Source organism: Streptomyces sp. NPDC057428, assembly GCF_042803195.1.
Taxonomy (GTDB): Bacteria; Actinomycetota; Actinomycetes; order Streptomycetales; family Streptomycetaceae; genus Streptomyces.
The window spans coordinates 56,864-83,841 of record NZ_JBHVCT010000011.1; the positions used below are offsets into that span (position 1 = coordinate 56,864).

Genomic DNA, 26,978 nt, shown 5'->3' on the forward strand with positions numbered 1-26,978 from the left:
GGACGTCTCCCGCGCGCAGGGGCTGCCAGGCACTGCGCGGGGTGAGATCCTCGAACGTCTCGTACCAGCACGGGAGGTGGCGGGGCCCGGTCTAACGGGCCCCGCCACCGGCGCGATCAGAGCCTGGACAGCTCGTCCACCAGGTCGTCGAGGCCGAGCGACCCCTGCGACAGGGCGGCCATGTGCCAGGCCTTGAGGTCGAACGCGTCCCCGTGCGCCTTGCGGGCGTTCTCCCGGCCCAGCAGCCAGGCGCGCTCGCCCAGCTTGTAGCCGATCGCCTGCCCCGGCATCGACAGGTAGCGGGTCAGCTCGCTCTCCACGAAGTCCGCCGGCCGGCCGCTGTGCGCGCCGAAGAACTCCTGCGCCAGATCCGGTGTCCACCGCTCACCCGGGTGGAACGGCGAGTCCGCGGGGATCTCGAGCTCCAGGTGCATGCCGATGTCGACGATCACGCGGCAGGCGCGCATCATCTGGGCGTCCAGGTAGCCGAGGCGGCGCTCCGCGTCAGGCAGGAAACCCAGCTCGTCCATCAGCCGCTCGGCGTACAGCGCCCAGCCCTCGGCGTTGGCACTGACGTGACCGATCGACGCCTGGTAGCGGGAGAGGCTCTCGGCCACGTGCGTCCACTGCGCGATCTGCAGGTGGTGACCGGGCACGCCCTCGTGGTACCAGGTGGACACCAGGTCGTACACGGGGAAGCGGGTCTCGCCCATGGTCGGCAGCCAGGTGCGGCCAGGGCGGGAGAAGTCCTCCGAAGGGCCGGTGTAGTACGGCGCTGCGGCGCCGCCTGCGGGAGCGATGCGCGACTCCACCTTCCGCACCCGCTCGGCGAGTTCGAAGTGCGTGCCGTCCAGGGCTTCGATGGCCTCGTCCATCAACTGCTGAAGCCACTCCCGCACCTCCTCCACGCCCTCGATGTGCTTCCCGTGCACATCGAGATGGGCGAGTGCCTCCCACGGGCCCGCGTCCGGAAGGATCTTGTGCGCCTCGGCCCTCATCTCGGTCAGCAGCCGGTGGTACTCGGACCAGCCGTACGCGTACGCCTCGTCCAGATCCAGGTCCGTGCCGTTGAACTGGCGCGCCCAGCGGGCGTAGCGCTCACGGCCCACGGTGTCCGGGGCGCCCTCGATCGCCGGGGCGTACACCTCGCTCAGCCAGTCGCGCAGCGCGACGAGCGCCGCGGTGGCCTGCGTGGCCGCTTCGTCCAGCTCCGCGCGCAGGGAGTCGGGTCCCTGGGTCACGAAGTCCTCGAAGAACGCGGGGCCGTCGTCGCCCGACCAGGCTCCCAGCTGTCCGATGAACGTGGCGGTCGGTCGCGGCCCGCCGTACAGCTTGCGCTCCAGCCCGAGTGCGAGCGAGGCGCGGTACCCCTCGATCGCGGCGGGAACCGCCCGCAGGCGCTCTCTGACGGCCGCCCAGTCCTCGTCCGTCGCGGTGGGCGTCGCCGAGAAGACGTCCCGCAGGCTGTGTACGGGGGAGTGGATGTTGGAGACGGCCCGCAGGCCCTCCTCGGCCTCGTGGATGGCGAGTTCGGCCGTCAGTCGCTCCCGCAGCAGCCGCGCGCAGCGCCTCTCCTCCTCGGCGTCCGCGCCCGGTACCCGCTCGGCGGCGTCGAGTTCCACCAGGGTGCGCCGGACGAGACCGGCCATGGCCGCCTGACCGTCGGGTGAGAGATCGGGCAGCCTGCGGGAGCTTTCCGCGACACCGAGGTAGGTGCCTGTGATCGGGTCGAGTTCGATGTACGCGTCGACGTATGCGTCGGCGACCTGGCGGGGCAGCGGGCTGCTCGATGTGTCTGACATGTGGACATCCTCGTACGGCCGGGGCCCTCACGTCACGGGTAATACGACTTCGGCCGGGAAAGATCCATTACGGGGCCGGAGGATCCTGATGCTGTTCCTGGACGGCGGCGGGGGACCGCGGGCCGGCCGGTGGCGGCATCAGCGGGCCGCACTCCCACTGCTGGAAGATCAGCCGGGTCTCCACCCGCGCCACCTCCCGGCGCGAGGTGAACTCATCCAGTACCAGCCGCTGCAGGTCAGCCGGGTCGGCGACTGCCACGTGCACCAGGTAGTCGTCCGGGCCGGTGAGGTGGAAGAAGGCCCGGGACTCCGGCAGCGCCCGGATCCGTTCGACGAACGGGCCGATCAGTTCCCGGCGGTGGGGCCGTACCTGGATCAGCAGGAGTGCCTCCAGACCGCGGCCGATCCGTGCCGGGTCGATGCGGAGCCGGTGTCCGAGGATGACTCCCGAGCGGCGCAGCCGCGCGACCCGGTCGAGACACGTGGAAGGCGCCACGCCCACCTCCGCGGCGAGTTCCCGGTACGTCGTCCGGGCATCGTTCTGCAGCAGTCGCAGAATATGCAGGTCTACCGGATCGAGCGCGACAGATTCAGGCATTCGGCGAACGTAGCACGGCGTTCCGGCCCGTTCGCCCGTTGATTGTTCAGGCTGGCGTCATGGACACCGAAGCCTCCTCCCTGACATCCCAGGCCCCCTTCCGGTCCAGGGCGCTCGCCACCGAAGCCGTGCACGCCGGACGCGACGATCTCGCCTCTCTCGGTCTGCACGCCGCGCCGATCGACCTGTCCACCACCTACCCGTCGTACGACTCCCGGGGTGAGGCCGAGCGCATCGACTCCTTCGCCACGACCGGGGCCAGGCCCGACGGGCCGCCCGTCTACGCACGGCTCGACAACCCCACGACGGCCCGCTTCGAGACAGCGCTCGCCCGGCTGGAAGGCGCCGAGAGCGCCGTGGCCTTCGCCAGCGGAATGGCGGCTCTCACCGCCGTCCTGCTGGCCCGGGCGAGCCTGGGGCTGCGGCACGTGGTGGCGGTGCGTCCCCTCTACGGCTGCAGCGACCACCTGCTGAGCGCCGGGCTGCTGGGCACCGAGGTGACCTGGACGGATCCGGCGGGCGTCGCGGAGGCGATCCGCCCGGACACCGGTCTGGTGATGGTCGAGACGCCCGCCAACCCGACCTTGGCCGAGATCGACATCAGAGCCGTCGCCCACTCCTGCGGATCCGTGCCGCTGCTGGTCGACAGCACCTTCGCCACGCCGGTGCTGCAGCGGCCGGTCGAGCACGGGGCCCGGATCGTCCTGCACAGCGCGACCAAGTACCTCGGCGGACACGGCGACGTGATGGGCGGAGTGGTCGCCTGCGACGAGGAGTTCGCCTCGACGCTGCGGCAGGTCCGGTTCGCCACCGGCGGTGTGCTGCACCCGATGGCCGGATACCTGCTGCTGCGCGGTCTGTCCACGCTGCCGGTCCGGGTCAGGGCCGCATCGGCGTCCGCCGCGGAACTCGCCCGCAGGCTCGCGGGCGACCCCCGCATCGCCCGCGTCCACTACCCGGAGGTGGGCGGTGCGATGGTGTCCTTCGAGGTGTACGGGGACCCGCACCGGATCATCGCCGGGGTCCGCCTGATCACGCCCGCCGTGAGCCTCGGCAGCGTGGACAGCCTGATCCAGCATCCGGCCTCCATCAGCCACCGCATCGTGGACGAGGGAGACCGGCGGGCCTCGGGCATCGGCGACCGGCTGCTGCGCATGTCGGTCGGTCTGGAGGACGTCGAGGACCTGTGGGCGGACCTCTGTCAGGCACTCAGTGACGGAACGGCCGTCCCGTCCGTCCGGGTCGGGGGAGCGGCTGGGGCGGCTGTCCCGAAGACCCGGTAGCCGTCCGGTCCGCGGGCTCCGAGGCCGGCCGGGCAGGCGACGGGGCCAGCCGCGCGGTGATGACGAGCGTGCCTTCCTCGATCTGGTAGTCCAGGGGCAGCGACAACGCGCGCATCGCCGCGACCATCCCCGTGTTGTGGGCCTGCGTCACGGCGTAGACGCTCTCGCATCCTGCCTCGACCGCCAGCCCCACCAGGCGCTCCAGGAGCTGTGAACCGATTCCGCGGCGCTGCCAGTCGTCCTCGACCACGAGGGCGACCTCGGTCTCGTCCCCGTCCCAGAGCAGGTGTCCGAGCGCCACCAGGCGGCCGGAAGCCGTCTGCACGGCGAGGGTGCGGCCGAAGCGCGGGCTCAGCAGGTGGTCCAGATAACGGTCGGCGTCGCGGACCGGGCCGTGGTAGCGGAGACCGAGGGTGCGCTCGGAGCAGCGGTCGTGCATGGCGACCGCCGCGTCCAGGTCGCCCTGATCGGCCCGGCGGACCGTGATCTCGTTGCCCTCCGGCAGCGTGAGGATGTCCTCGCTGCGAGGTACCCGGGGTCCGAGCCGGGCGTCGAGCTCCACCAGCGCTCGCGCGCGGGCGAACTCCGTGGGGGTGAAGGGGAGGTAGGGGCGTTCGACGCTGATGACACCGCCGGACGGATCGCGCAGCCTCATCACGGTGTCCTCCAGGGCACCTTCGACCGGCGCGCTCTCCCCGGTGGGCCGCCCGGTGACCGACAGGGCGGGCAGCGAGTGGATGGTGCACCTGCCGAGGAGCTGACGCAGGGCGAGGGGCAGTTCGGCCGCGTCCAGGGCCGTGCGGGTGGCGAGGCCGAGGACCCGGGTGGGCGTGTCGACCAGGTCGTGCGCGTCCGCGCGCTCGATCCATGTGGACGTCCCGCCGGCCGCGGCGATCTCCCGGGTGAGCTGCTGCGCCGGGAGCGCGCCGGGCGCCCGCAGCAGGAACTCGTCGACGGTGCCCTCCGCCAGCGGGTGCGTCTGCAGGGTGAGGATGTCGATCCTGTGGCGGGCGAGTGCGATGCAGAGGGCCGCCAGGGTGCCCGGTGTGTCCTGCACTGTTGTCCGCATCCGCCACAGCACCGTCTCCACCTCCTCGTCCCCGCCTGCCGAGGCGAGGTCCGCCCGTGCGGCGGCCACGGCACCGGTATCCGGGGGCGGTGCGTGGCTGTGCCGGCGTGACCACCACGTGTGGAACGCGGCCGTTGCCGTGAGGGCCATGGCGGAGGCGACGAGCAGATAGGGGCCGTCGGGCTGGTGCCCGATCAGGTTGGCGATCGCGTCGGCCACCGCTACCGCGGTGAAGAGTGCGGCCAGCTCGATCAGATCCCGCCGCCAGTGGTGCGGACGGCGGGCACTCTTCGCGGATGTCACATCAGTCATGCGGCTACTGTGACCGAGCGGTGTTGCCTGACCACGAACGCACTGTGACTGATGGGTTACGTGTGGATCCGGTCGTTCTGGACGCCTTCGGCACCTTTTTTCGGGCGGCTCACTGACCGGCGCGCCCAGGCTTGCAGCACCCTGTCGAAGAGGGACCGTGCCGGCCTGTGCCCGCAGTCGTAGCTTCAGGCGGCGAGGTCAGGGGTCGGCGCGATTCCCGCTGGACACCCTCCGGTGCCTCGGCTGGGATGGCGAAGTGACTGCCGTTCGGTGTGGACGGGGAGGTGGACACCGTCTTCCAGACCGAGGTCACCGACGGGGCCATCCGGTGTGTCTACCTGATCCGCAACCCCGACAAGCTGTCAGGGCTTCACGTCGGCTAGCGCGCGGACCTGCCCGTCCTGCCCGGCCCCGACCGGGCCCCGGGGCTGATCACCCATGGCGCACTCCGCACCGAATGCGCACGGGCGCCGGCCGCTCGGGTGCGTGCTGCCCCCACGCCTGTGGCACTGCGACGTCCCACCCGTAGCCGCGCGGCGCATGCGTCACGACTCCCGACGGATGGTCTGTCGTGGGCTTCGTGTTGCCTGGGCTCACGGCCGCGCGAACGTCCCGTGAACGCTCTGCGGCAAGTGCCGTCTCTCTCCGTTACCGAGCGATGATTGGTCTTGACCAAGGTGGTGAGGCGCCCTAAGGTCTGAACGTTAAGGCAGGAACCTTTAATAAATAACGTCTCGGAAAGCCGTCGAGCGATTGCGGAGGACAGGGTGGGGACCACGCAGCTGGAATCGGTACAGGAGCCGAAGTACTGGCACCTCAAGACCGTGCTCAGTGAGGCGCTCGACTCGGACTTCGCGGTGGGAGAGGTACTGCCCAACGAGCGGGATCTCGCGGCGCGCTTCGGTGTCGCACGTGCCACGCTCAGGCAGGCACTGGAGCAGCTCGAACTCGAGGGACGGCTGCAGCGGCGCCGCGGCGTCGGCACGACCGTCGCTCCGCCGCGCGTAGGGGTGGCCGTCGCCAACGCGCAGCACGGCTGGTCCGGAGACGCGGACGAGGCGTGGCAGCCCGTCGAGTGCACCGTCGGCGCCGCACCCGCAATGGTGGCCACCGCCCTCGGCGTGGACGCCGGTGAGACGGTGCACGTGGTGCGCCGCATCCGGGCCACCCAGGGGCAGGCCGTCGCGGCCGAACTCCTGTACGTCCCGGCATCGTCCGTACCCGAACTCTCCGTCATCGACGCGGCATCCGGTCCGGCAAGGGCCCGTGGGCTCCTGCGGGAGCTGCACCGCCTCGAACTCGACGGCCAGGACCGCTCGGTCGAGCTCGGATCGGCTCGTGCGGACGACGCCAAGGAACTCGACCGGCTGCCGGGCGCCCCGGTCCTGGTGGTCACGACTCGTTACCTCGCCGCGAGGAGCACGGTGGCCGTCTCCGTCGCCACCTATCGGGCGGACACCTGCAGGCTCACCTTCGGGGACTCGGGAGCCCTCGAAATCAGCCACGACGCGCAGGAACGCAAGGCCTCCTGACCGCCTACGGGTGATACAGGGTGTGCCTGAGCCCGACCGGCACAGGTGTGCCGGGGCCGAGGAACGGGCCTCTGCGTCATGGCTTTTCGGTATGGCCCGTCGCTGTCAGCGGCGGGCCGTCACCGTTGTCTCGACGGCGAAGAGCTGCTTTTCCACGTGGTCCAGCGCCAGCCGCAGCGCGCCGGTGGCGACGGCGGCCTCACCCAGGAGCGAGAGAGTGACCCGCGGCGGCCGCAGACAGTAGCGGGCGAGCTCGACACGAAGAGGGTCCAGAACCCCGTCCAGGCCGGCGGCCCAGCCGCCGATCACCACGACCTCGGGATCGAGCGCCAGGACCAGAGCGGCGACGTCGTGGACCAGCCGCTGATTGAACCGGGCGACTGCCGCCTGGGCCCCCGTGTCCCCGTCCCTGGCCTTGGCGAACACCGCGGCGACCGCGTGCTCGTCCAGAGGGTCGAGCGGTGTGTCCGTCGTGGAGAGCAGGTGTTCCGGTGTGACGTCCCTGCCCAGCAGATGCAGCGCGCCGATCTCCCCGGCCGCACCACCGAACCCACGGTGCAGTCGCCCCCCGATCAGCGAACCCGCGCCCGGGCTCAAGCCCGCCAGCACGAACACGATGTCGTCGGACTCCGTCGCCGCGCCCTTCCAGTGCTCGGCCACCGCCGCGGCGTTGGCGTCGTTCTCCACCAGGACCGGACAACGGAAAGAGCGCCGCAGTCTCTCGCCGAGTGGGAGACCGGTCCAGTCGGGCAGCGCCGTCCCCAGTCGTACGGTGCCGTCCGCCTCCACGATGCCCGGACTGCCGACCCCCACCGCACGCAGACTGTTCCGCGCCACCCCGGTACGCCGCAGCAGATCTACGATCATGGCCCTGACCTGTTCGAGCCTGTCATCCGCACACGCAGTCTCCGAGACGTCACGCGAACCCGCGCCGACCACTCTCCCGTCCAGCCCCGACAGGAGGGCGGACACCCGATGAGAACCGATCTCGACGCCCAGCAGGTACCCCGCCTCGGCACGGAACCTGAACCGCCTGGCCGGCCGCCCCTGGCGCCGGGCTCCGCTGTCGTCAGGCAGCGCCTCGACCACCAGACCCTCACCGAAGAGGCCCTCGACGACCCCCTCGACCGTGGGGCGGGACAGGCCGGTGATCCGCGTCAGGTCAGTGAGTGTGGGCGCATCCGCGCCTCGCAGGGCGTGCAGCACCACTGCGGAATTGATCCGCCGAAGCAGAGACGGGTCCCCACCGGTCAGCCTGCCCACCGTGTGTCCTCCCAGGTCGTGCGTGTCAGCCGGATGCTACTCGCTGCCCCCGGCCGCGGCGACCAGCACTCGTGGAGAGGCCGAAGCCGCCGCGTCGGGTGGACGGAGCACGGCGGGGCCGATCCCGGTCGGCTCGGAGTCACGGGCACCGGCACGCAGGCGGCGGTCACCGCCTGGGTCCGATCCCCGGCGCCCAACTTCACCGGAACCGAACCGAGATGACTCTCCACCGCGGAGCCGGCGCGGTTCCGCACGAGCGCGCGGCGCCCTGACACCGACGTAACTCCCCGACCCGGCTCGAGTCGGCCGAACGCCGCGCACACACAGGTACGGGTGATCGCGACCTGTTGGTGGAGCCGGACGCCCGGTGCACTGCCCGACGCACCGCCATGTGTCAGTGGGCAGGGGTTTACTGACGATATGACGACCGCACATCACCTCGGCCTCATCGACGGATTGCGCGCCCAGGACTTCCCTTCGGAGCGAGTTCACTCGGGCACAGGCGTCAGCGGACCCGGCTACCACACAGCACTCCTTCTCCGAGAGGACGTCTGCGGGGAGGGCGACACCACGGATGGGGTGGAACAACGAGCGCAGTGCCTGGCGGAGCATGACGCCTTGCTCGTGCTGCTGACGCTTCGCTGGGGCAAACCTCAGGTCGTCGGAGTGTGGAGCGCCCAGGAGCGGATGGCGGCAGGCGAGGTGATGGCCGAGCCGTGGGCCGAACCTGTCGGTGGGTGCGAGTACCTGCGGCTCTGGCGGGTCGACGGGCGGTGGATAGCGATGGTGCTGTACCTGCGGGAGGCGCGGCCGGGGTGCGAGCTGGGCATCATCGTGACGGTGGTGGACCCGCCCTGACGGAGTGGAGACCGGAGGCGATTCACGTCCTGCTTGCGGCGACCGTCTCCCGGAAACGCGCGTACTCGTCGGCCATGGTCGCCACTGTCCAGTGAGCGTTCAGACCACTGGGGTTCGGCAGGGCCCACACGCGAGCGCCGCCGACGGTGCGCTCCTGCGGACCGATCTGTGCGCGGCGGTCGCCGAAGGCCGTCCTGTACGCGGTGACACCCACCACGGCCAGCCACGACGGCCCGAGCTCCTCGACCTTCGCCGTAAGGGCTCGGCCGCCCGCGCGGAACTCTTCCGTACCCAGTTCGCTCGCTCGCGCCGTGGGTCTTGCCACGACATTGGTGATGCCCAGGCCGTAGTCCAGCAGTTCACGCTGTTCGGACGGCCTCAACTGCCGGGCGGTGAAGCCCGAAAGGTGCAGCACGGGCCAGAAGCGATTGCCCGGATGCGCGAAGTGGTGCCCGGTGGCAGCCGTCATGAGGCTGGGGTTGATGCCGCAGAACAACACACGCAGACCGCCCGCGACCACGTCGGGTACGACGTGGTCGCGGGCGGCCGGTGACGCTTCGGGTGCCATCCGGTGCAGTGCCGTCAGAGGATGGAACCGGGGGTGTACCCAGCGGCCTCGGGGTGCTGCTTGGCGATCTCCTCGATCCGGGCCACGAGAGCGCTGACCTGGTCGCCTGCCGCACCGGTGAAAGAGAGCTTGTCGGCCATCAGGGCATCGAGCTGCTCACGGGAGAGCGGGATGCGCTCGTCGGCCGCGAGCTTGTCCAGCAGTTCGTTGCGCTCCGCGCCCTGTTCCCGCATGGCGAGTGCGGAGGCGACCGCGTTCTCCTTGATGGCCTCGTGGGCCACCTCACGGCCGACCCCGGCCCGTACCGCGCCCATGAGCACCTTGGTGGTGGCCAGGAAGGGCAGGTAGCGGTCCAGCTCGCGCGCGACGACCGCGGGGAAAGCGCCGAACTCGTCGAGCACCGTGAGGAAGGTCTCGAGGAGACCGTCGAATGCGAAGAAGGCGTCGGGGAGCGCGACGCGGCGGACCACGGAACAGGACACGTCGCCCTCGTTCCACTGGTCGCCCGCCAGCTCACCCGTCATCGACGCGTAGCCGCGCAGGATGACCATCAGACCGTTGACACGCTCGCAGGAGCGGGTGTTCATCTTGTGCGGCATCGCCGACGAGCCGACCTGGCCCGGCTTGAAGCCTTCGGTCACCAGCTCGTGCCCTGCCATCAACCGGATGGTCTTCGCGACCGACGACGGTGCGGCAGCCAGCTGCACCAGGGCCGTCACCACGTCGTAGTCGAGGGAGCGGGGGTAGACCTGGCCGACGGAGGTGAAGGCGTGTGCGAAGCCGAGATGTCCGGCGATGCGCTGTTCCAGGTCGGCCAGCTTGTTCGCGTCGCCGCCGAGCAGGTCCAGCATGTCCTGAGCCGTGCCGACCGGCCCCTTGATGCCACGCAGCGGATAGCGGTCCAGCAGGTCCTCGAGCCGCCCGTACGCCACCAGCAGCTCGTCCGCCGCGGTCGCGAAGCGCTTCCCGAGCGTCGTCGCCTGCGCGGCGACGTTGTGGGAGCGGCCCGCGATGACCAGCTCGCGGTACTCCCCGGCCAGCTTGCCGAGGCGGGCCAGGACCGCCACCGTGCGGTCCCGCATCAGTTCCAGCGAGAGCCGGATCTGCAGCTGCTCGACGTTCTCGGTGAGGTCCCGGGAAGTCATGCCCTTGTGGACCTGCTCATGGCCGGCGAGAGCGTTGAACTCCTCGATCCGGGCCTTCACGTCGTGCCGGGTGACCTTCTCGCGCTCGGCGATGGAGGCCAGGTCGACCTGGTCGAGCACACGCTCGTAGTCGGCCAGCGCCTTGTCGGGAACCTCGATCCCGAGGTCCTTCTGAGCGCGCAGCACCGCCAGCCACAGCTGACGTTCCAGCTTCACCTTCTGCTCGGGGGACCAGAGGACGGCCAGCTCCGTGGAGGCATAGCGGCCGGCCAGGACATTGGGGATGCGAGGCTTCGCAGACACAGCAGTCACGTGTCCGGATTCTACTGGCGGTTTCTGCAGGTCCGCGCCGAGGGTCGGTCTGTGGCTTCCTACGAAGAGCTCCCCGTGCGGCAGGAGCGGGGGAAGTCCCCGCGCAGCCGCCCGGTCCGACCGGTCCGGCGCGAGCCGCACCGCGGCCCGGCCCGGTCGTGGCCCGTAAAGCGACGTCAGTGCTCCGGCGGGTCAGCCGTCCAGCCGACGCCAGCCCGTGACGGGTCCGGGAGCCGACGCGTCCTCGGGTGTGATCCAGAAGCCCTGCCCGAGCCCCGCGTCGTACTGCGCGCCGGCCCGTCCGTCGCCCGAGGAACGTCCGGTGAGGCGCCGCCCGATCCACGGCATCAGATGCTGCCTGGCGAACCGCACGTCGTCGACGCGTCGACGGGCCCAGCGAACGGGCGCGGTGGCGGCCATCGGAGTCTGCCAGTCGCTCTCCCCGGGCAAGCCCAGCGTCTGCCAGACGGCCTCCGCGACCCTGCGGTGCCCCTCGGTGTTCAGATGCAGCCGGTCGACGTCCCACATCCGCGGATCGCCCAGCGACGGCGCGCCGTACAGGTCGGTCACCAGCGCGCCGTGGCGGTCAGCCAGGTCTCCGACCAGCGAGAACAGCTCCTCCATACGCGGGCGGAACCGCTCCATGACGGGGCCGTTCCGACCGGGGCTGCGCATCAGGACCAGCGTCTTGCACGCCGGCGCGAGACGCTCCACCGCCTCCTCCAGCCGACCGCGCACCATACCCATGTCGCACTTCGGCCGCAGGGTGTCGTTGAGTCCGCCGACGAGTGTGATCACATCCGGCTGGAGCGCCACGGCGATGGGGACCTGCTCGTCGACGATCTGGCCGATGAGCTTTCCGCGCACAGCGAGATTGGCGTACCGGAAGCCGGGGGAGCGGGTGGCGAGGCGGGTGGCGAGGACGTCGGCCCAGCCGCGGTACGAGCCGTCGGGCAGCAGGTCCGACATGCCCTCGGTGAACGAGTCGCCGACCGCTACGAGACTGGTGTAGGAGGCATTCAATTCCATGGCGAAGCCGATCGTACCGCGTACGCGCCGGGGCACGACGTGGAAGCGGAGAGGTGCGCGGCCACCGCCTCGCACCTCTCCGCCGGCCCCGGCGCGCCGGTGTCAGCGGGCCTGCGGCCTGCCCACCAGCTCGCGCAGCACGTCCTCCATCGTCACCATGCCGGCCAGCCGGCCGTCCTCGTCCAGCACCGCCGCAAGGTGCGTGCGGCTGCGCCTCAGCGCGGTCAGCACGTCGTCCAGCGGGGTCGCGGCGCGCACCCGGGCGATCGGCCTGAGGGCCGACACCGGGAACGGGACGTCTCGCGGCGTGGCGTCGAGGGCGTCCTTCACGTGCAGGTAGCCGATGATGCGCCGCTCGCTGTCCATGACCGGGAACCGCGAGAAGCCGGACTCGTGCGAGAGCCGCTCCAGCTCCTCCGGAGTCGTGCCGACCCTCGCGTACAGCACGCGGTCGACCGGCATGATCACGTCCTGGACCGGACGTCGGCCCAGCTCCAGGGCGTGACGCAGCCGGTCCGCCGAACGGTCGTCGACGAGTCCGGAGTCCTCGGCGTCCTTGACGAGGCGGGCCAGTTCGTCGTCGGAGAAGGTCGCGGAGACCTCGTCCTTCGTCTCCACGCGAAGGATCCTGAGCAGGGCGTTCGCGAAGGCGTTGATCGCGAAGATCACCGGCTTGAGCGCCCTGGCCAGGGTCACCAGGGGCGGCCCGAGCAGTAGCGCGGTCCTCGCGGGCTCGGCCAGTGCGATGTTCTTCGGCACCATCTCGCCCAGCAGCATGTGCAGGTACGTCGCCACCGTCAGGGCGATGACGAAGGAGATCGGGTGCACGAGCCCGTGGGACACACCCACCGCGTCGAAGACGGGCTCGAGCAGATGGGCGATGGCGGGTTCGGCGACGATACCCAGCACCAGGGTGCAGAGCGTGATGCCGAGCTGCGCCGCCGCGAGGAGCGCCGACACGTGCTCCAAGCCCCAGATGACACTGCGCGCGCGCCGGTTCCCCGCCTCGGCCTCAGGCTCGATCTGGCTGCGGCGCACGGAGATCAGGGCGAATTCGGCACCGACGAAGAAGGCGTTGACGACCAGGGTCAGCAGGCCGATGAAGAGCTGGACGACGGTCATCGTTCGTCCTCCGCCGGCTCGTCGTCACCGATCAGCGGTGCGTGCAGCAGGGCGCGAGCCGCACGGTGCCCGGATGCGTCCACGACGTCGATCCGCCAGCCGGCCAGTTCGACGGTGTCGCCGACCACGGGGATGCGGCCGACCTTTGTCGCGATCAGGCCGGCCAGCGTCTCGTAGGGACCGTCCGGCACCCGCAGCCCGATCGTACGGAGCTGGTCCGTGCGGGCCGCTCCGTCGGCCGACCACAGAGTGCGGCCGTCGGCGTCCTCACCTGCCGGGGCCAGGTCGGGCGTCTCGTGGGGGTCGTGTTCGTCCCGCACCTCGCCGACGACTTCCTCCACGATGTCCTCCAGCGTCACGACTCCCGCCGTGCCGCCGTACTCGTCGATGACGACCGCCATGGCCGGCTTACCGGAGAGCCGGTCCAGCAGGCGGTCGACGGTGAGGGTCTCGGGCACGAGCAGCGGTTCGCGCAGCATGTCCGACACCCTCTTGCGGGGCCGCTGGTCGGCCGGGATGGCCAGGACGTCCTTGATGTGCGCGATACCGACGACCGTGTCCAGGCTGCCCCGGTAGACCGGGAAGCGGGAGAGGCCCGTCGCCCGCGTGGCGTTCGCGACGTCCTCGGCGGTCGCCTGAACTTCGAGGGCGGTGACCTGCACGCGGGGCGTCATCACGTTCTCCGCCGTCAGTTCGGACAGGTTGAGTGTGCGTACGAAGAGCTCGGCGGTGTCCGCTTCAAGTGCGCCCTCCTTCGCGGAGTGACGGGCCAGGGCCACCAGTTCCTGCGGGCTGCGCGCGGTGGCGAGCTCCTCGGCCGGCTCCAGGCCGAACCGGCGCACGATCCGGTTGGCCGTGTTGTTGAGGTGGCTGATGAAGGGGCGGAAGACCGCGGTGAACATGCGCTGCGGTGCGGCGACCCTCCTGGCGACGGCCAGCGGGGACGAGATCGCCCAGTTCTTCGGGACGAGCTCGCCCACCACCATCAGGACCACGGTGGACAGCGCCGTACCGATCACGAGCGCCAGCGAGGAGGACACGCCGGGCGACAGCCCGATCGCCTCCAGCGGCCCCCGGATCAGCGCGGCGATGGACGGCTCGGAGAGCATGCCGACCACCAGATTGGTGACGGTGATGCCGAGCTGTGCGCCGGAGAGCTGATAGGTGAGGCTGCGTACGGCCTTGAGCGCTCCCGCCGCCCCGCGTTCCCCCTGCTCGACGGACCGTTCGAGCTGGCCGCGCTCCACCGTGGTCAAGGAGAACTCCGCCGCCACGAAGACACCGCAGGCGAGGGAGAGCAGCAAGGCCGTGAAGAGCAGTAGTACTTCGGTCATCGGTTCACCTCCGTCCCATGATCGGGCAGTGGCTGGAGGATCGCGCGATGTCGGCGGAATCGACTACTGGGGGGCTCGCCCATGGGCGGACGCTCACACCTTTCGAACGGGTCGGACGGTCGAACGTCCATAGTAAAGGGTCGGCAAAAAGCTGACGGCGTCGGACGGTCCCGGCGCGGTCGCCGGCGGCGGCCGGCCGCTGCGCCCCGCACACGGGGACTTGATCCGGCGTCGCCGGTTGTCCTCGCGATGGTAGCGATCAGTGTCGGTGCTCATGCCCGCGACGCCTGCGGCTGTTCCGGGCTCGGGCGCACGGGCCATCGCCGATCAGCTGCGCCGATGGAGCCTCTGGCCGGGCCCTCTCAGCCCGCCTGCGCCATCCGGTCCACCACGGCGGACCTGCGGGCGACGCCGAGCACGCAGGGCGTGGTCGGCAAAGACACCCCTTTCTCCGGGATGCGGAACCTGCGGTACGTCCCCATCCGGAAGTCGGCCTCCTCGATCGCCGCGACGGTGTCCCGCGCTGTGTGACAGCCACCGAACAGGAGCGGCCACACCGTGCGGTCCGCCACCCGCTGCGTCGTCGCCAGCGTCCGGCCGGACGCGAGGGTGTGCTCGAAGAAGCGCAACTCGCCATCCGGCCGCAGCACCCGCTTGATCTCCGCCAGGGCCCGGGGGAGGTCGCGTACGGTGCACAGGACAAGCGAGGCGACAGCCGCGTCGAACGCCTCGCTCTTGACCGGCAGGGCCTCCGCGATTCCCGGCACCACGTCGACAGGCACCTCCGCCCGCATCGCGGCGGCGGCCGCCAGTCGCCGCAGACTTCGCTCGGGCTCGATCGCCACAACCTCCGAGACGGCTCCGGGGTAGTGCGCGAAGTTGAGACCGTTGCCCGCGCCGATCTCGATGACCCGGCCGGACAGCCCTGCGAGAAGTTCCTCGCGACGGGCGGCGACGCCCGCCTTGAGATCGGCCGTCACGCTCATCCGGGCGTAGAAACGGGCGAACACGGGGTGGTGCACGGCGTCGCGGGGGACATTCGTGCTGCGCCGACGCATGGCAGGCCTCCTCGGAGGACGCGGAGATACGGCTCCACTTCGATTCTCCCCCGTACGGGCGTACTCAGCCCCTCAGCCGCACCGACGATTTCCTCCGAGCTCGGGGGCGAGCCAACTCCGCGCGCATGCACGGAAGTCGGCCGGAGCCAGCGCGCCCGCCCCGGCCGGAACCGCGCCGAGCAGCGGAGCCCCCGCAGAGACCGGGAGGTCCTCCATGTTGCACCGGGATGCCAGGTCCGGCTCGGCCGGCATGCTGCCCACGACCACACCGAGGCAGGTCAGGCCTCTGGTCCGCAGCGCCTCCGTCGTCAGGGCGGTGGCGTTCAGCGTGCCCAGGCCGGCGGGGGCCACGACCAGGACGGGCGCGGCCATCAACCGGGCGGCGTCCGCGAGCGTGGACCCCTCGTCGTCGTAGCGCACGAGCAGTCCACCCGCTCCCTCGACGAGCACCAGGTCGTGTTCCGTCGCCAGTTTCCGCGCGGCCTCCACGATCTCGAAGGGGCGTACGGGTGCCATGCCGGCCCGGCGTGCCGCCGTCCCGGGCGCCAGCGGCTCCGGGAAGCGGGCCAGTTCGACCGCGGTCACATGGCCGCCCGCCAGCCGTACCACCTCCGCGGCGTCCCCCGGCTCGCCCGGCGCCAGGCCGGTCTGGGCCGGTTTGAGGACAGCGACCCGCCGCTTCGCGGAGGCAGCCGCCACCGCCGCCGTCACGATCGTCTTGCCGATCTCGGTGCCCGTCCCGGTCACCACCAGGATCGCCATCTCAGCCCTCCTTCGCCGCCGCGCACACGGCCCGGCCGATCCTCGCGACGTCGTCGTCGCCTGTCACGTAGGGCGGCATCGTGTACACGAGATCGCGGAACGGCCGCAGCCACACGCCCTCGCGCACCGCGGCCCGTGTCGCGGCCGCCATGTCGACCTCGTGATCGAGCTGTAGGACGCCGATGGCGCCCAGCACCCTGACGTCACGCACGCCCGGGAGCTCCGCGGCTTCCGCGAGACCGTCCCGGAGCCCCGCACCGATCCGCTTCACCTCCGACTGCCAGTCCTGGCCCAGCAGGAGGTCCACGGACGCGCACGCCACGGCCGAGGCGAGCGGGTTGCCCATGAACGTGGGCCCGTGGGCCAGCACGGGTACCTCTCCGCGGGAAATGCCCTCCGCCACCCGCGTGGTGCACAGCGTCGCAGCCAGCGTCAGGTAGCCCCCGGTCAGCGCCTTGCCGACGCACATGACATCCGGTGACACCCCCGCGTGTCCGGCCGCGAAGAGCTCCCCCGTCCGCCCGAAACCGGTCGCGATCTCGTCGAACACCAGAAGCACGTCGTTGGCGTCGCACGCCTCGCGCAGCACCCGCAGGTAGGCCGGCGAATGGAAGCGCATCCCGCCCGCTCCCTGGACCACCGGCTCCACGATCACGGCGGCCAGTTCGTCACGGTGGGCGGCGATCAGGTCGTTCACGTGCCGTACGTACGCGTCGTCCGGTTCCGCGTCGAAGCCGTCGGGCGGTGCGTCCGCGAAGACCTGCCGGGGGAGCGAGCCCGACCAGAGGTCGTGCATCCCGCCCTCGGGGTCGCACACCGACATCGGCTGCCAGGTGTCCCCGTGGTACCCGCCGCGCCAGGTCAGCAGCCGGTGCTTGCCCGGCCGCCCGGCCGAGCGCCAGTACTGCAGGCACATCTTCACCGCGACCTCGACCGAGACCGAACCGGAGTCGGCGAGAAAGACGTGTTGCAGTGGCTCCGGGGTGATCTCCACCAGCCGGGCGGCCAGCCGGACGGCGGGTTCGTGCGTGAGCCCGCCGAACATCACATGACTCATCCGGTCCAGCTGGCTCCGGGCGGCGTCGTTGAGCACCGGATGGTTGTAGCCGTGCACCGCCGACCACCAGGACGACATACCGTCCACCAACTCGCTCTGCCCGAGGACGGATTCGGCGAGCCGCAGCCGCACCCCGGATGCGGACCGGACGACCAGTGGCTCCTGGCGGCCGGGCATCGGTCCGTAGGGGTGCCAGACGTGGGCCCGGTCCAGGGCGCGGAGTTCGGCGGGGGTGAACAGGTCAGGCATTGGGTGCGAGATCCGTCCCGGCGCCGCGGCGGCGCACCGCCACCAGATCCGTACGTGCCGCCTGCGCCTCCGCCGGCTCCGGGGCCGTCCGAGGGGAGTCGCCGCACGGAGCGCAGCCGCCCTCGTGCGAACCGCAGCCCGCGGAAGGCTCCGCCCGGTGCTCGGGGAGTGTCTGCGTCCCCGCCCCCTCCACCTCGAAACCGGCGTCCGCGATCATGTCGAGGTCGGTCTGCCCCGCCTGGCCCTCGCTGGTCAGATAGTCGCCCAGGAAGATGGAGTTGACCAGGTTGAGGGCGAGCGGCTGCATCGAGCGCAGGTGGACCTCACGGCCGCCCGCGAGCCGCACCTCCACGTCCGGGCACACGAACCTGACCATCGCGAGGATGCGCAGGCACCGCTGAGGAGTGAGGTGCCAGTCCTTCGCGAGCGGGGTCCCTTCCATGGGGATCAGGAAGTTGACCGGCACGGAGTCGGGATCCAGCTCACGGAGCGAGAAGACGACGTCGACGAGGTCGGCGTCGGTCTCGCCCATGCCGGCGATCAGCCCGGAGCACGCCGAGAGACCGGCGGCCTGGGCCTGCTGCACGGTGTCCACCCGGTCGGCGTACGTATGGGTGGTCGTGATGTCCCCGTACGTCCCCTCGGAGGTGTTGAGGTTGTGGTTGTACGCGTCGGCGCCGGCGGACTTGAGGCGCTCGGCCTGACCCTCGGACAGCAGACCGAGACAGGCGCACACCTCGACGTCCTCGTGCTGCCCCTTGATCGCCTCGATCGTCTTCGACACCCGGTCGACGTCCCGGTCGGTCGGCCCCCGGCCGCTGGCCACCAGACACACGCGCTTGGCGCCGCCGGCCACCCCGGCGGAAGCGGCCTTCTCCGCCTCGTCCGGCTTGATCCAGGTGTACTTGAGGATCTCGGCCTTGGAACCGAGCCGCTGCGAGCAGTAGGAGCAGTCCTCGGGGCAGAGCCCCGACTTCAGGTTGACCAGGTAGTTGAGCTTGACGCGCCTGCCGAACCACTGGCGGCGCACCTTTCCGGCAGCGGCCACCACATCGAGCAGTTCGTCGTCGGAGGTCGCCAGTACGGCGAGCGCTTCGTCACGGGTCGGCAGTTCGCGCCGCAGCCCCTTGTCCACCAGCGTGTTCAGCAGGTCCATGGCGTTGATCCTGACGTACGACACCGCCTCCGGCCAAGGAGGAACCGGACAGGACCGTCGGACGATGCTGTGTGTATTGCCACACCCTGGCCTGTTGCGCCCCGGGCTAGGGTCTGTGAACTGCCTACAAAGGGACCCGCTCATGTCCTACGCCCCGTTCGACTGGATCGACGACGAGACCCGCCGCCGCACAGACGCCGGACTCGTCCGGACCCTGCGCCCCCGGGCCTCCCGGACGGATCTGCTGGACCTCGCGAGCAACGACTACCTGGGGCTGACCAGGCATCCCGAGGTCACCTCCGCCGCGGCTGACGCAGCACGTGAATGGGGCGCGGGAGCCACCGGTTCGCGGCTGGTCACCGGAACCACCGCGCTGCACGCCCGCCTCGAACGCGAACTCGCCGACTTCTGCGGCTTCGAGGCGGCCCTGGTCTTCTCGTCCGGCTACGCGGCCAATCTCGCCGCCCTGACCGCGCTCACCGGACACGACTCTCTGATCGTGTCCGACGCCGGCAACCACGCCTCGATCGTGGACGGCTGCCGGCTCTCCCGGGCCGCCACCGCGGTCGTGCCGCACGCGGACCCCGAGGCCGTGCGCAAGGCGCTCCGGACGCACACGGGACGGGCTCTGGCCGTGACCGACTCCGTCTTCTCGGTCGACGGTGACGCAGCCCCGCTGGCGCCCCTCGCCGAGGCATGCAGGGACGCGGGCGCAGCCCTCCTGGTGGACGACGCACATGGTCTGGGCGTGCTGGGGGACGGCGGGCGCGGCGCCCTCGCCGCCGCAGGACTCGCGGGCGGGGAAGGGATCGTCGCCACGCTCACCCTCTCGAAGTCACTGGGGAGTCAGGGTGGAGCGGTGCTCGGGCCGGACAGGGTCATCTCCCATCTGGTCAACTCCGCCCGGACGTTCATCTTCGACACCGGTCTCGCCCCGGCGGCTGCCGGCGCGGCCTCCGGTGCACTGCGGCTGCTGCGCCGCGAACCCGGACGAGCAGGCCGGGCGCGGGAGGTGGCCGCCGAACTTCACGGCCGGCTGACCGCCGCCGGGCTCACCGCGGTGCGCCCGGACGCGGCCGTCGTCTCGGTCCGCGCACCGTCGGCGGAATCCGCGGTGCGCTGGGCCGCGGACTGCCGTGCCGCAGGCCTCGCGGTGGGGTGCTTCCGGCCGCCTTCGGTGCCGGACGGGATCTCGCGACTCCGGCTGACGGCCCGGGCGGACCTGACGACGGCGCAGATCGAGTCCGCGGTGGCCACGATCGTCGGATCGGCGCCCCCGCAGGTCAGCTGAGGTCCCCCGACGCGGTCACCGCGGACCCGGCGGGCGTGGAGTCCGGTGACGAAGGATCGGTGTGCCACCAGCCGCTCCCAGTGGCCAGTGGGACCATAGGGAAGCAACCGTCACCTTCCGAGCGACCCGGTCTCGGTGTGCGCTGGGCCGTCCCGGCCCAGACCTGACCGGGGTTCACGGCGTGCCGGTCCGGCCGAAACCGCTCCGCAGCAGCGCCAGGAGCGTCGTGGCGGCCGCTCGCGCTCATCTGGAAACCGGCCGGGGACCGCCTCCGCAGGTGGCTGCGCCGGCCGCGTACCGCCCGCGCTGTCGAGGGCGGCGGCGGCGCGGCGTTCACCGCGCTGGGACTCGTGCTGGTGACGGGTCCCTGCCGCACTGGGCCAGGTGAGGAGCGGTGCCGGCGTCAGAGGTGCCGGCACCGGGCGGGCGCAGGAGTCAGCGGACCCTCCCGTACCAGACGCTGTTCGACCAGATCTTCTCCAGCCGGACCACCGCCCCGGTCTTCGGTGAGTGCCAGATCCTGCCGCTGCCGGCGTAGATCCCGACGTGGTAGACACTGCGCCCCGCGTGAAAGAAGACCAGGTCGCCGCGTTTCCGCTGCGACCTGGAGATATGGCGGGTCTTGTTGTACTGCTGCTGCGCCGTGCGGGGAAGTTTCTTGCCCGCTTTCCGGTACGAGTAGAGCGTCAGCCCGGAGCAGTCGAACCGGTGCGGACCCGCGGCGCCGTATCTGTAGGGCGCGCCCTTCTTGGAGGCGGCGATGTCGAGAGCCCTTGTCGAACGGCTCGCGGCCTCGGCGTCGTCGACGAAGCCCGGGGCCAGCATCGTGGTGCCTACAGCGAATGTGAGAACCGAGGCCGTACCGACCCGGGCGAACAGAGACGGGACATGAACCTGCGCAGTCATGCGCAACCCTTCGTCAGCCGCCTGTGAAGGATGACCTGTCGGGTTCGGGCTGGCGAAGTTGCCCGGCCGCGCTAGGCGGCTTCACCCCGAGGGCCGTCCGGATGTCCGGGCGGCCCGTTGTGCTCGGGTCCTCCACTCCTGCCGATCCACTCCTGTCGACCAGGCATCCGGACAGCGGCAGGACTCGGCGTCCGCCCGGACCGCCCCGCCGCGGTGGCGGGGGCTTGTCGTCCCACGGATCTTTACGCACGCACTGCCGGATTTCCTCGTTGAAGCTGCGATATGTGAGAGTCGTCACCACTCATCCGTTCGGGTGGACGGGGCTGATCCGGGCGGCCGGCGGCTGTGCCGGACCAGCCCCGTACCAGCGGCGGAACGACAGATTCCGTTCAGTGTCCGTGCTAGTTGCGCAAGTTGGGCTGTCCCTCGGGTGGGGGACCTTCTACGCCGAACGAGCGAGGAAAACTCATCGGGTCGTCGGGCGTGTCGGCGCGGGACGCCGAGAAGGTCCTGTTTGTCGCAACCTCACCTCAACGCACCAAACGTGGGGGCCGTTGAGTCGCCGTTCCCGACCGGCGGTTTTCGGCTGCGGAGTTTGGACGTGTTCGCGTCTGCCGCCCACCCGCGGGCCTGCGTCGCCGGCAAGCGCAGGCAGATCAACGTCAGGACCACCTCCCACGGGATCACCTCGCGTTTTCTCCCACGCCAACGGCCAGAGAGCCGCCACGAGCTCTGACCGGCCAAGCTGACGACTCCACTGAGGGGGATCACCGCGGTACTCGGGTACCCGAGCGCCATCTACACATCCCCCTGCCTCTATCCGGACGGCACTCTTGTCGGAATGACACGGCACCGTCATGCTTGGCCCGGCCGGTATCTACTCGCATAGATTCCGGCCTCTTCTCCGCCCTGGCCGTACGTCCCATGCGTTGCACGCTCCCAGGAGGAATGCTCTCGTGAGACACCACCACACTCGTCGGCGCGGCGTTGTGCCCCTCATCGCCGCCTGTCTGCTGGCCCTGCCGGCCGCCCAGACCGCCACCGCGCTCCCCGCCACGGAGGCACCGCGAACGCAAGTACCGTCTTCCACCGTTACCGAGACGGAAAACCAGGCCGCCCGCGCCATCGCCACATCACTGTCGGACTCCACCTGGCGCGCCCGGATGCGCGATGCCGCGCTCACCTCCGATGAGTTGGCTGTGACCGCCCTCGCAGGCAAGGCTCCCGGCCGGCTCCAGGCCGCCCTGATCAGAGCCGACCGACGGATCGCCACCGCCAAGGGTCTGGACCCGGGGGTCGGCTCGCTGCTGCGGCTGAGACTCGGAGCCGATTCCATGCGCGGCGCATTGGCGGCCGGTGCCACGCCGTGGGTGGCCGCGAGCGCCGTCGATGAGGACGCCCGCACTGTCACGGCTTACGACAGCCTGGGCCGGACCCACATACTCGACGCTGGTGCGGTGCCCAGCCACCCGGTGTACATCGTCGACATCGACGCATCCAAGGCCCTCGCGGCGGGGCTCAAGGTGCTCAACGACGAGCTCAGCCGTCAAGGTCTGACCTCACCCGCCGAGACGCCGTCGGCTGCCACTTCGGGGTTCTGGACCACCCGCATCTCGGAGATCAGGCTCTCCGACGACGAGGAGCCCTGGGTCAAGGGTGACGCAGAGATCTACACCCTCGTCACAGGGTTCGGCCTTGACGGCAAGGTTCGGGTCGACCCGGTCGACATGCCGTACCTGGACAACGACGGAACCACATACCGGCCGAACCAGATCCTGGTGAACTGGTCCAACTACAAATACAACCTGGCCGACGCCGTCATGATGGAGGAGGACGGGAGCACCAATTACCGCGACTTGGCCAAGGCCATCGCCGCCGTTCTGCTCACCGTCACCGATCAGGGTGTATACGTCCCGCTGGTCAACGCCGTGCTGGACGCCATTCCCGATGACTGGTGGACCGACGACCCCGACTATGTCGACTCCTGGTACACCCTGGCACAGAGCGATAACGGTATCCGGTACGGGGCACGCGGCAACGGCTGGATGGGCGTGCAGCCGTACTACGTGGAACAGTTCTGACACCTGGTACCGAGCGGAGTTGTGCGGCGTGAAGTCGGGGGTGCGCCCTTCCACAACGACGGCGGCAAGACATCCCGACAGGCCTGGGTCCGCTAGGCGATGTCGCCGGTAGTTGCCGGGCGGGGACATAGTTCCCGCCCGGCACGACTCAGCGGACGTCGTGCAATTGGGCTCAGCTTTCGCCGTGCGGTCTGGCGCCGGTGGGCGATAGCGATGACGGGTGAGCTTGCTGTGCCTGCGCGGCCTTGAGTTCGACTGCGCCCGAGCCCGGCAGGGTGTCCAGACCGTGTGGCGGTTCGGCGAAGAACTGCGCAGAGAAGCCCCTGAAGGGGTCAAAGCACCCCTCGAGGGCCTGAGTTCGCTCAGCGGGACAGCGCGCACCGGCTATTGGTTCGGTAAAGAAACAGGTGTACGCCCTGTTCTCAGCAACCTCACAGACGAAAGGATCTGCCGGACGCACGACCAACGGCGCCGTCATCGGCGGCGCATCACCTAGGGGGAGGTGCCACTTTGAGACGCACAGCACTGCTCGGTTCGGCCGGCACTCTGATCGCGGGCACGCTCATAGCGGGCGCGATAGCCGCACCGGCCGCCGGTGCCGACGGCCGCCACCACGGCGACCGCGAGGCGCGCGGGGTGCAGACTGCCGCCGCCAGGGCCGCCAGGGCCGGTATCGACTGGAAGGACTGTCCGGCGGACTGGGCGATCGCCGCTCCCATCCAGTGCGGGTGGGTCAGCGTCCCACTCGACTACAGCAAGCCGGACGGCAAGCAGATCAAGCTCGCGGTCGACCGGCACACCAGCACCGGCACGAAGGCCGAACGGCAGGGCGCCCTAGTCTACAACCCCGGAGGCCCCGGCGGCTCCGGAATGGCGTTCCCGAAGCGCATCGTGACCAAGAACCCCCTCTGGACGAACACCGCGAAGTCGTACGACTTCGTCGGCTTCGACCCGCGCGGGGTCGGCCACTCGGCGCCGATCTCCTGCATCGACCCGCAGGAGTTCGTCAAGGCCCCGAAGGCCGACCCGGTTCCCGACAGCGAGGCCGACAAGCGGGCACAGCGCAAGCTGGCGGCCGAGTACGCCGACGGCTGCGCCGAGCGCAGCGGTCAGATGCTGCCGCACATGACCACCCCCAACACCGCACGCGACCTGGACGTCATCCGTGCCGCGCTCGGTGAGCGGAAGCTCAACTTCCTGGGTGTCTCCTACGGCACCTACCTGGGCGCGGTCTACGGGACGCTCTTCCCGTCGCACGTACGCCGCATGATCGTGGACAGCGTCGTCGACCCCTCGACGGACAACATCTGGTACGAGGCCAACCTCAACCAGGACGTCGCCTTCCAGATGCGCTGGGACGACTGGAAGGCCTGGGTCGCCAAGAACGACGCAGCGTTCCACATCGGGAACACGCCGGCGAAGGTCGAGCAGGCCTGGCTGACATTGCGTGCGGCCGCCAAGAAGAGCCCGATCGGTGGCGTCGTGGGACCCGCCGAGCTCATCGGCTTCTTCCAGAGTGCGCCGTACTACGACTCCGCCTGGGCACCCACTGCGCGGGTCTGGAGCGCCTACCTGGGCGGCGACACCCAGGCCCTGATCGACGCCGCGGCACCCGACCTGTCGGACACCGCGGGCAACATCAGCGCGGAGAACGGCAATGCCGTGTACACGGCGGTCGAGTGCGCCGACGCCAAGTGGCCCACCAGTTGGAAGAAGTGGGACCGCGACAACACGAGGCTGCACCAGGACTACCCGTTCATGACCTGGGCCAACGCCTGGATGAACCTGCCCTGTGCGACCTGGTCGGCCAAGCAGCAGCGCCCGTTGGAGGTCCGAACCGGCAAGGGGCTCCCCCCGGTGCTGATCGTGCAGTCCACGCGTGACGCCGCCACCCCGTACGAGGGCGCCGTCCAGCTGCACAAGCGCTTCAAGGGCTCGCGTCTCATCACCGAGAAGGACGCGGGATCACACGGCGTGACCGGACTGGTGAACCCCTGCATCAACGAGCGGGTGGAGACCTACCTGCTCACCGGGGAGACCGACAGGCACGATGTGACGTGCACCCCGCACGCCACGCCGAAGCCGTAACACCCCTCTGGACGTGGGCGGGCGGCCGATGTTTCCCGGCGGTCGCCCGCCCACCCCGGTGGGCGCTCACGCTCCCCAGCGGGCCCGGGCCGCTCATGAATCCGGACGGTACCGCTCCAGCCAGGCATCCTCGGCCGCGTAGTCGAAGAGCGCCTCGCCGTAGGTGCGTGCCATCTTCGGGAAGGCCTGCCACCACTCCCGCCCGTCCAACCGCGCCGCCAGCCATTCGACGGTCTCCGGCAGCGACCGGACGTAGTCGGTCACGGGGCGATAGCCCAGCGCCCTCCCGGCCGCGGCCATGTCGTAGACGACGGGATGCGCACCGCTCCACGGTGTCTCGCCGATTCCGCCTCTGGGCGGAGGACCCGCCACCAGCACCGTTTCGGTCTTCAGCCCGAGCACGTCGTCCACGGCCACGCCGATCTCGGCGACGGTCGGCGCGTCCGGATCGGCCGCGTTGAGGACCCGTGAGGCCGGCCGCGCGGCGGCGAGCCGGATGAGCTCGGCGACGTTGGACACATGGACCGGATGGAACCGACTCAGCCCGTCGTGGGCGAGTACCCGCCGCCGGCGGCCGTCCATCAGCCGCTTCACGAAGTAGAGCTCGCGCGGTGTGCGGCAGTGCTTCCCGTGGACCGCTCCGGCCCGCAGGAAGGTCACGGGCAACGCGGCGCCCAGCGCCAGCAGTTCATGCTCCAGCAGCACCTTCCGTGTCCCGTACGTGGCGTCGCCCGGGGCGACCGTCCGCTGCGACTCGGGGATCGGCACCGGGCAGCGCGGGAAGCCGTCGGGCTCACCCTGTGTGTCGAAACTGCGGCCCCGGTCGTCCTCGTACACCGCGCCGCTGGATATGACGACCGCGGATCCGGTCCGGTCGGTGAGGGCCGCCAACTGCGCCGCGTGACGCCGGTCGAACGCGACCATGTCGACGAGTACGTCGCATCCGTCGCCCAGCGCGGCCTCCAGCGCCCCCTCCTCGCCACGGTCGACAGCCACGACGCGGACATCGTCGTGCCATCCGTCATCACGGCCGCCACCGCGCGAGGCCGCTGTCACGTCCCATCCGTCCTCGGCCAGGGCACGCACGGCGACCCGGCCGATCTGTCCCGTGGCGCCCAGCACGAACGCTCGTCCTTTGCTCATACGGAAGACGCTACGGCGCATCCGGCGGCCGGACCAGGCGGATCGGCTGCCAGCAGATTTCCCGCTCAGCGTGACCGGCGTGGGAACTTCTTGGGCTGGTCGGTGGCTTGGGCCGCCTTCGCCTTGACCGCGTACTCGTCGACGTACTCCTGCCCGGAGAGACCGAGGATGGCGTACATGATCTCGTCGGTGACCGCCCGGATGGCAGCCTTCTGGTCCTCCAAGCCCGCGTAGCGGGAGAAGTCGAGCGGCTCGCCGAAGCGGATCGCGACGCGCTTCACCTTGGGCATCTTCTGTCCGGGCGGCTGGATCTCGAAGGTTCCCACCATCGCGCACGGGATGACCGGGACCCCGGCCTTGATCGCCATCACCGCGACGCCGACCTTGCCCTTGTAGAGCCGTCCGTCGTGGGACCGGGTGCCTTCCGGATAGATGCCGAGCAACTCGCCCCTGCTCAGCACTCCCAGCCCTTCGCGGATGGCGGCCTGTCCCGCTTCCTTGCCCGAACGGTCCACGGGGATCTGGCCGATGCTGTGGAAGAAGGCCGCGGTCAGCTTCCCCTTGACGCCGGGGCCGGTGAAGTACTCGGCCTTCGCGAGGAAAGTGATGCGCCGCTTGAGGATCGCGGGCATCAGGAAGTGGTCGGAGAAGGACAGATGGTTGCCCGCGACGATGGCCGCACCGTCGTCGGGAATGTGTTCCAGCCCCTCGATGCGGGGCCGGAAGACCAGCCGCAGCAGGGGGCCCAGCACGACGTACTTCAGGACGTAATAGAACACAGCTTCTCTCCTAGCCTTCTTGACCGGGCTGGTGGCCGCGTTCTGCCAGGTCACGCATGATGTTGTCGCTGGCAAGGTCCGGTCGGACCCCCGTCGGCTCCTCGCCGACCTACCCCGATGCGTCCCCTCGGTATGGGCCGGACCGTCTCCGGTGATCGATCGTAGCCGTGTTCCAGTTGCC

22 protein-coding genes, 2 pseudogenes and 1 riboswitch are annotated in these 26,978 nt (G+C 70.4%); of the genes and pseudogenes, 8 read left to right on the forward strand and 16 right to left on the reverse strand.

Annotated features, from left to right (window positions below; genetic code table 11):
* Positions 1–116: 116 nt before the first annotated feature.
* Together ACFU5K_RS06945 and ACFU5K_RS06950 are read right to left on the reverse strand one after the other, a co-directional pair.
* Entirely contained in the window at positions 117–1,802 is a 1,686-nt protein-coding gene (locus ACFU5K_RS06945) for a DUF885 domain-containing protein (protein ID WP_384057754.1), read from the reverse strand.
* A 67-nt stretch (positions 1,803–1,869) separates the two neighbouring features.
* Positions 1,870–2,400 carry an Lrp/AsnC family transcriptional regulator gene (locus ACFU5K_RS06950; RefSeq protein ID WP_384057756.1) on the reverse strand — a complete coding sequence of 177 codons (531 nt, stop codon included), beginning with the start codon at positions 2,398–2,400 and terminating at the stop codon, positions 1,870–1,872.
* Between the two features lie 59 nt (positions 2,401–2,459).
* Between ACFU5K_RS06950 and ACFU5K_RS06955 the strand changes: the two genes are divergently transcribed.
* A complete protein-coding gene (locus tag ACFU5K_RS06955; protein ID WP_384057758.1) occupies positions 2,460–3,683 on the forward strand; it encodes a trans-sulfuration enzyme family protein in 1,224 nt (407 codons plus the stop codon).
* On the opposite strand, the gene ACFU5K_RS06960 is transcribed toward ACFU5K_RS06955, so the two are convergent.
* Positions 3,610–5,055, reverse strand: a complete 1,446-nt coding sequence (locus ACFU5K_RS06960) for a GNAT family N-acetyltransferase (RefSeq protein ID WP_384057821.1) — start codon at positions 5,053–5,055, stop codon at positions 3,610–3,612. The two genes, ACFU5K_RS06955 and ACFU5K_RS06960, sit on opposite strands and share 74 nt — an antisense overlap.
* A gap of 281 nt (positions 5,056–5,336) precedes the next feature.
* Between ACFU5K_RS06960 and ACFU5K_RS06965 the strand changes: the two are divergent.
* Positions 5,337–5,447: pseudogene (locus tag ACFU5K_RS06965) on the forward strand (RNA polymerase subunit sigma-24); the annotation flags it as partial.
* A 384-nt stretch (positions 5,448–5,831) separates the two neighbouring features.
* Positions 5,832–6,596, forward strand: coding sequence for a GntR family transcriptional regulator (locus tag ACFU5K_RS06970; protein ID WP_384057760.1), 765 nt, complete (start codon positions 5,832–5,834; stop codon positions 6,594–6,596).
* A 105-nt stretch (positions 6,597–6,701) separates the two neighbouring features.
* Here the strand turns inward: ACFU5K_RS06970 and ACFU5K_RS06975 are convergent, their stop codons facing one another.
* Entirely contained in the window at positions 6,702–7,859 is a 1,158-nt protein-coding gene (locus ACFU5K_RS06975; protein WP_384057761.1) for an ROK family protein, read from the reverse strand.
* A gap of 420 nt (positions 7,860–8,279) precedes the next feature.
* Between ACFU5K_RS06975 and ACFU5K_RS06980 the strand changes: the two genes are divergently transcribed.
* Positions 8,280–8,717, forward strand: a complete 438-nt coding sequence (locus ACFU5K_RS06980) for a hypothetical protein (RefSeq protein WP_384057763.1) — start codon at positions 8,280–8,282, stop codon at positions 8,715–8,717.
* A gap of 22 nt (positions 8,718–8,739) precedes the next feature.
* On the opposite strand, the gene mug is transcribed toward ACFU5K_RS06980, so the two are convergent.
* The 9 genes from mug to bioB all read right to left on the reverse strand — a co-directional run bounded on the left by mug (position 8,740) and on the right by bioB (position 18,509).
* A complete protein-coding gene (mug, locus tag ACFU5K_RS06985) occupies positions 8,740–9,285 on the reverse strand; it encodes a G/U mismatch-specific DNA glycosylase (protein ID WP_384057764.1) in 546 nt (181 codons plus the stop codon).
* A 14-nt stretch (positions 9,286–9,299) separates the two neighbouring features.
* A complete protein-coding gene (gene purB, locus ACFU5K_RS06990; RefSeq protein ID WP_384057766.1) occupies positions 9,300–10,742 on the reverse strand; it encodes an adenylosuccinate lyase in 1,443 nt (480 codons plus the stop codon).
* Positions 10,743–10,934: 192 nt separating this feature from the next.
* Positions 10,935–11,771 carry an SGNH/GDSL hydrolase family protein gene (locus tag ACFU5K_RS06995; RefSeq protein ID WP_384057767.1) on the reverse strand — a complete coding sequence of 279 codons (837 nt, stop codon included), beginning with the start codon at positions 11,769–11,771 and terminating at the stop codon, positions 10,935–10,937.
* 102 nt (positions 11,772–11,873) lie between these two features.
* Positions 11,874–12,893, reverse strand: coding sequence for a hemolysin family protein (locus ACFU5K_RS07000; RefSeq protein ID WP_384057769.1), 1,020 nt, complete (start codon positions 12,891–12,893; stop codon positions 11,874–11,876).
* Positions 12,890–14,227, reverse strand: coding sequence for a hemolysin family protein (locus ACFU5K_RS07005; protein ID WP_384057771.1), 1,338 nt, complete (start codon positions 14,225–14,227; stop codon positions 12,890–12,892). The genes ACFU5K_RS07000 and ACFU5K_RS07005 overlap by 4 nt, the downstream gene beginning before the upstream one ends.
* A gap of 362 nt (positions 14,228–14,589) precedes the next feature.
* The gene (locus tag ACFU5K_RS07010; RefSeq protein ID WP_384057773.1) at positions 14,590–15,285 is read right to left on the reverse strand and encodes a class I SAM-dependent methyltransferase; all 696 of its coding nucleotides are present in this window, start codon (positions 15,283–15,285) and stop codon (positions 14,590–14,592) included.
* A gap of 72 nt (positions 15,286–15,357) precedes the next feature.
* Positions 15,358–16,047, reverse strand: a complete 690-nt coding sequence (bioD, locus tag ACFU5K_RS07015; RefSeq protein WP_384057775.1) for a dethiobiotin synthase — start codon at positions 16,045–16,047, stop codon at positions 15,358–15,360.
* Between the two features lies 1 nt (position 16,048).
* Positions 16,049–17,353: an adenosylmethionine--8-amino-7-oxononanoate transaminase gene (locus tag ACFU5K_RS07020; protein WP_384057776.1), complete on the reverse strand. Its 1,305-nt coding sequence runs from the start codon at positions 17,351–17,353 to the stop codon at positions 16,049–16,051.
* Positions 17,346–18,509, reverse strand: a complete 1,164-nt coding sequence (bioB, locus tag ACFU5K_RS07025) for a biotin synthase BioB (RefSeq protein ID WP_384057778.1) — start codon at positions 18,507–18,509, stop codon at positions 17,346–17,348. The genes ACFU5K_RS07020 and bioB overlap by 8 nt, the downstream gene beginning before the upstream one ends.
* Positions 18,510–18,651: 142 nt before the next feature.
* Here bioB and ACFU5K_RS07030 point away from each other — a divergent pair, with 142 nt between their 5' ends.
* Both ACFU5K_RS07030 and ACFU5K_RS07035 read left to right on the forward strand, forming a co-directional pair.
* On the forward strand, positions 18,652–19,800 hold the full coding sequence (locus ACFU5K_RS07030) for an 8-amino-7-oxononanoate synthase (protein ID WP_384057779.1): 1,149 nt from the start codon (positions 18,652–18,654) through the stop codon (positions 19,798–19,800).
* A gap of 236 nt (positions 19,801–20,036) precedes the next feature.
* Positions 20,037–20,168: pseudogene (locus ACFU5K_RS07035) on the forward strand (LysE family translocator); the annotation flags it as partial.
* A gap of 67 nt (positions 20,169–20,235) precedes the next feature.
* Here ACFU5K_RS07035 and ACFU5K_RS07040 read toward each other — a convergent pair.
* Positions 20,236–20,706 (reverse strand): C40 family peptidase, encoded by a 471-nt coding sequence (locus tag ACFU5K_RS07040; RefSeq protein WP_384057781.1) that lies wholly within the window; start codon positions 20,704–20,706, stop codon positions 20,236–20,238.
* 3 nt (positions 20,707–20,709) lie between these two features.
* Positions 20,710–20,906, reverse strand: a riboswitch (cyclic di-AMP (ydaO/yuaA leader).
* Positions 20,907–21,662: 756 nt separating this feature from the next.
* Here ACFU5K_RS07040 and ACFU5K_RS07045 point away from each other — a divergent pair.
* Together ACFU5K_RS07045 and ACFU5K_RS07050 are read left to right on the forward strand one after the other, a co-directional pair.
* Positions 21,663–22,787, forward strand: coding sequence for a DUF3103 family protein (locus ACFU5K_RS07045; RefSeq protein ID WP_384057782.1), 1,125 nt, complete (start codon positions 21,663–21,665; stop codon positions 22,785–22,787).
* Between the two features lie 510 nt (positions 22,788–23,297).
* Positions 23,298–24,875, forward strand: coding sequence for an alpha/beta hydrolase (locus ACFU5K_RS07050; protein ID WP_384057784.1), 1,578 nt, complete (start codon positions 23,298–23,300; stop codon positions 24,873–24,875).
* A 93-nt stretch (positions 24,876–24,968) separates the two neighbouring features.
* On the opposite strand, the gene ACFU5K_RS07055 is transcribed toward ACFU5K_RS07050, so the two are convergent.
* Together ACFU5K_RS07055 and ACFU5K_RS07060 are read right to left on the reverse strand one after the other, a co-directional pair.
* Entirely contained in the window at positions 24,969–25,997 is a 1,029-nt protein-coding gene (locus ACFU5K_RS07055) for an NAD-dependent epimerase/dehydratase family protein (protein ID WP_384057822.1), read from the reverse strand.
* Positions 25,998–26,083: 86 nt separating this feature from the next.
* Entirely contained in the window at positions 26,084–26,797 is a 714-nt protein-coding gene (locus ACFU5K_RS07060) for a lysophospholipid acyltransferase family protein (protein WP_384057824.1), read from the reverse strand.
* Positions 26,798–26,978 lie beyond the last annotated feature (181 nt).

Bases quoted from the DNA above. Each gene is read 5' to 3' on its own strand.
- ACFU5K_RS06945 (WP_384057754.1), bottom strand. From the start codon at position 1,802: ATGTCAGACACATCGAGCAGCCCGCTGCCCCGCCAGGTCGCCGACGCA.
- ACFU5K_RS06950 (WP_384057756.1), bottom strand. From the start codon at position 2,400: ATGCCTGAATCTGTCGCGCTCGATCCGGTAGACCTGCATATTCTGCGA.
- ACFU5K_RS06955 (WP_384057758.1), top strand. From the start codon at position 2,460: ATGGACACCGAAGCCTCCTCCCTGACATCCCAGGCCCCCTTCCGGTCC.
- ACFU5K_RS06980 (WP_384057763.1), top strand. From the start codon at position 8,280: ATGACGACCGCACATCACCTCGGCCTCATCGACGGATTGCGCGCCCAG.
- mug (WP_384057764.1), bottom strand. From the start codon at position 9,285: ATGGCACCCGAAGCGTCACCGGCCGCCCGCGACCACGTCGTACCCGAC.
- ACFU5K_RS06995 (WP_384057767.1), bottom strand. From the start codon at position 11,771: ATGGAATTGAATGCCTCCTACACCAGTCTCGTAGCGGTCGGCGACTCG.
- ACFU5K_RS07000 (WP_384057769.1), bottom strand. From the start codon at position 12,893: ATGACCGTCGTCCAGCTCTTCATCGGCCTGCTGACCCTGGTCGTCAAC.
- ACFU5K_RS07005 (WP_384057771.1), bottom strand. From the start codon at position 14,227: ATGACCGAAGTACTACTGCTCTTCACGGCCTTGCTGCTCTCCCTCGCC.
- ACFU5K_RS07010 (WP_384057773.1), bottom strand. From the start codon at position 15,285: ATGCGTCGGCGCAGCACGAATGTCCCCCGCGACGCCGTGCACCACCCC.
- bioD (WP_384057775.1), bottom strand. From the start codon at position 16,047: ATGGCGATCCTGGTGGTGACCGGGACGGGCACCGAGATCGGCAAGACG.
- ACFU5K_RS07020 (WP_384057776.1), bottom strand. From the start codon at position 17,353: ATGCCTGACCTGTTCACCCCCGCCGAACTCCGCGCCCTGGACCGGGCC.
- bioB (WP_384057778.1), bottom strand. From the start codon at position 18,509: ATGGACCTGCTGAACACGCTGGTGGACAAGGGGCTGCGGCGCGAACTG.
- ACFU5K_RS07030 (WP_384057779.1), top strand. From the start codon at position 18,652: ATGTCCTACGCCCCGTTCGACTGGATCGACGACGAGACCCGCCGCCGC.
- ACFU5K_RS07040 (WP_384057781.1), bottom strand. From the start codon at position 20,706: ATGACTGCGCAGGTTCATGTCCCGTCTCTGTTCGCCCGGGTCGGTACG.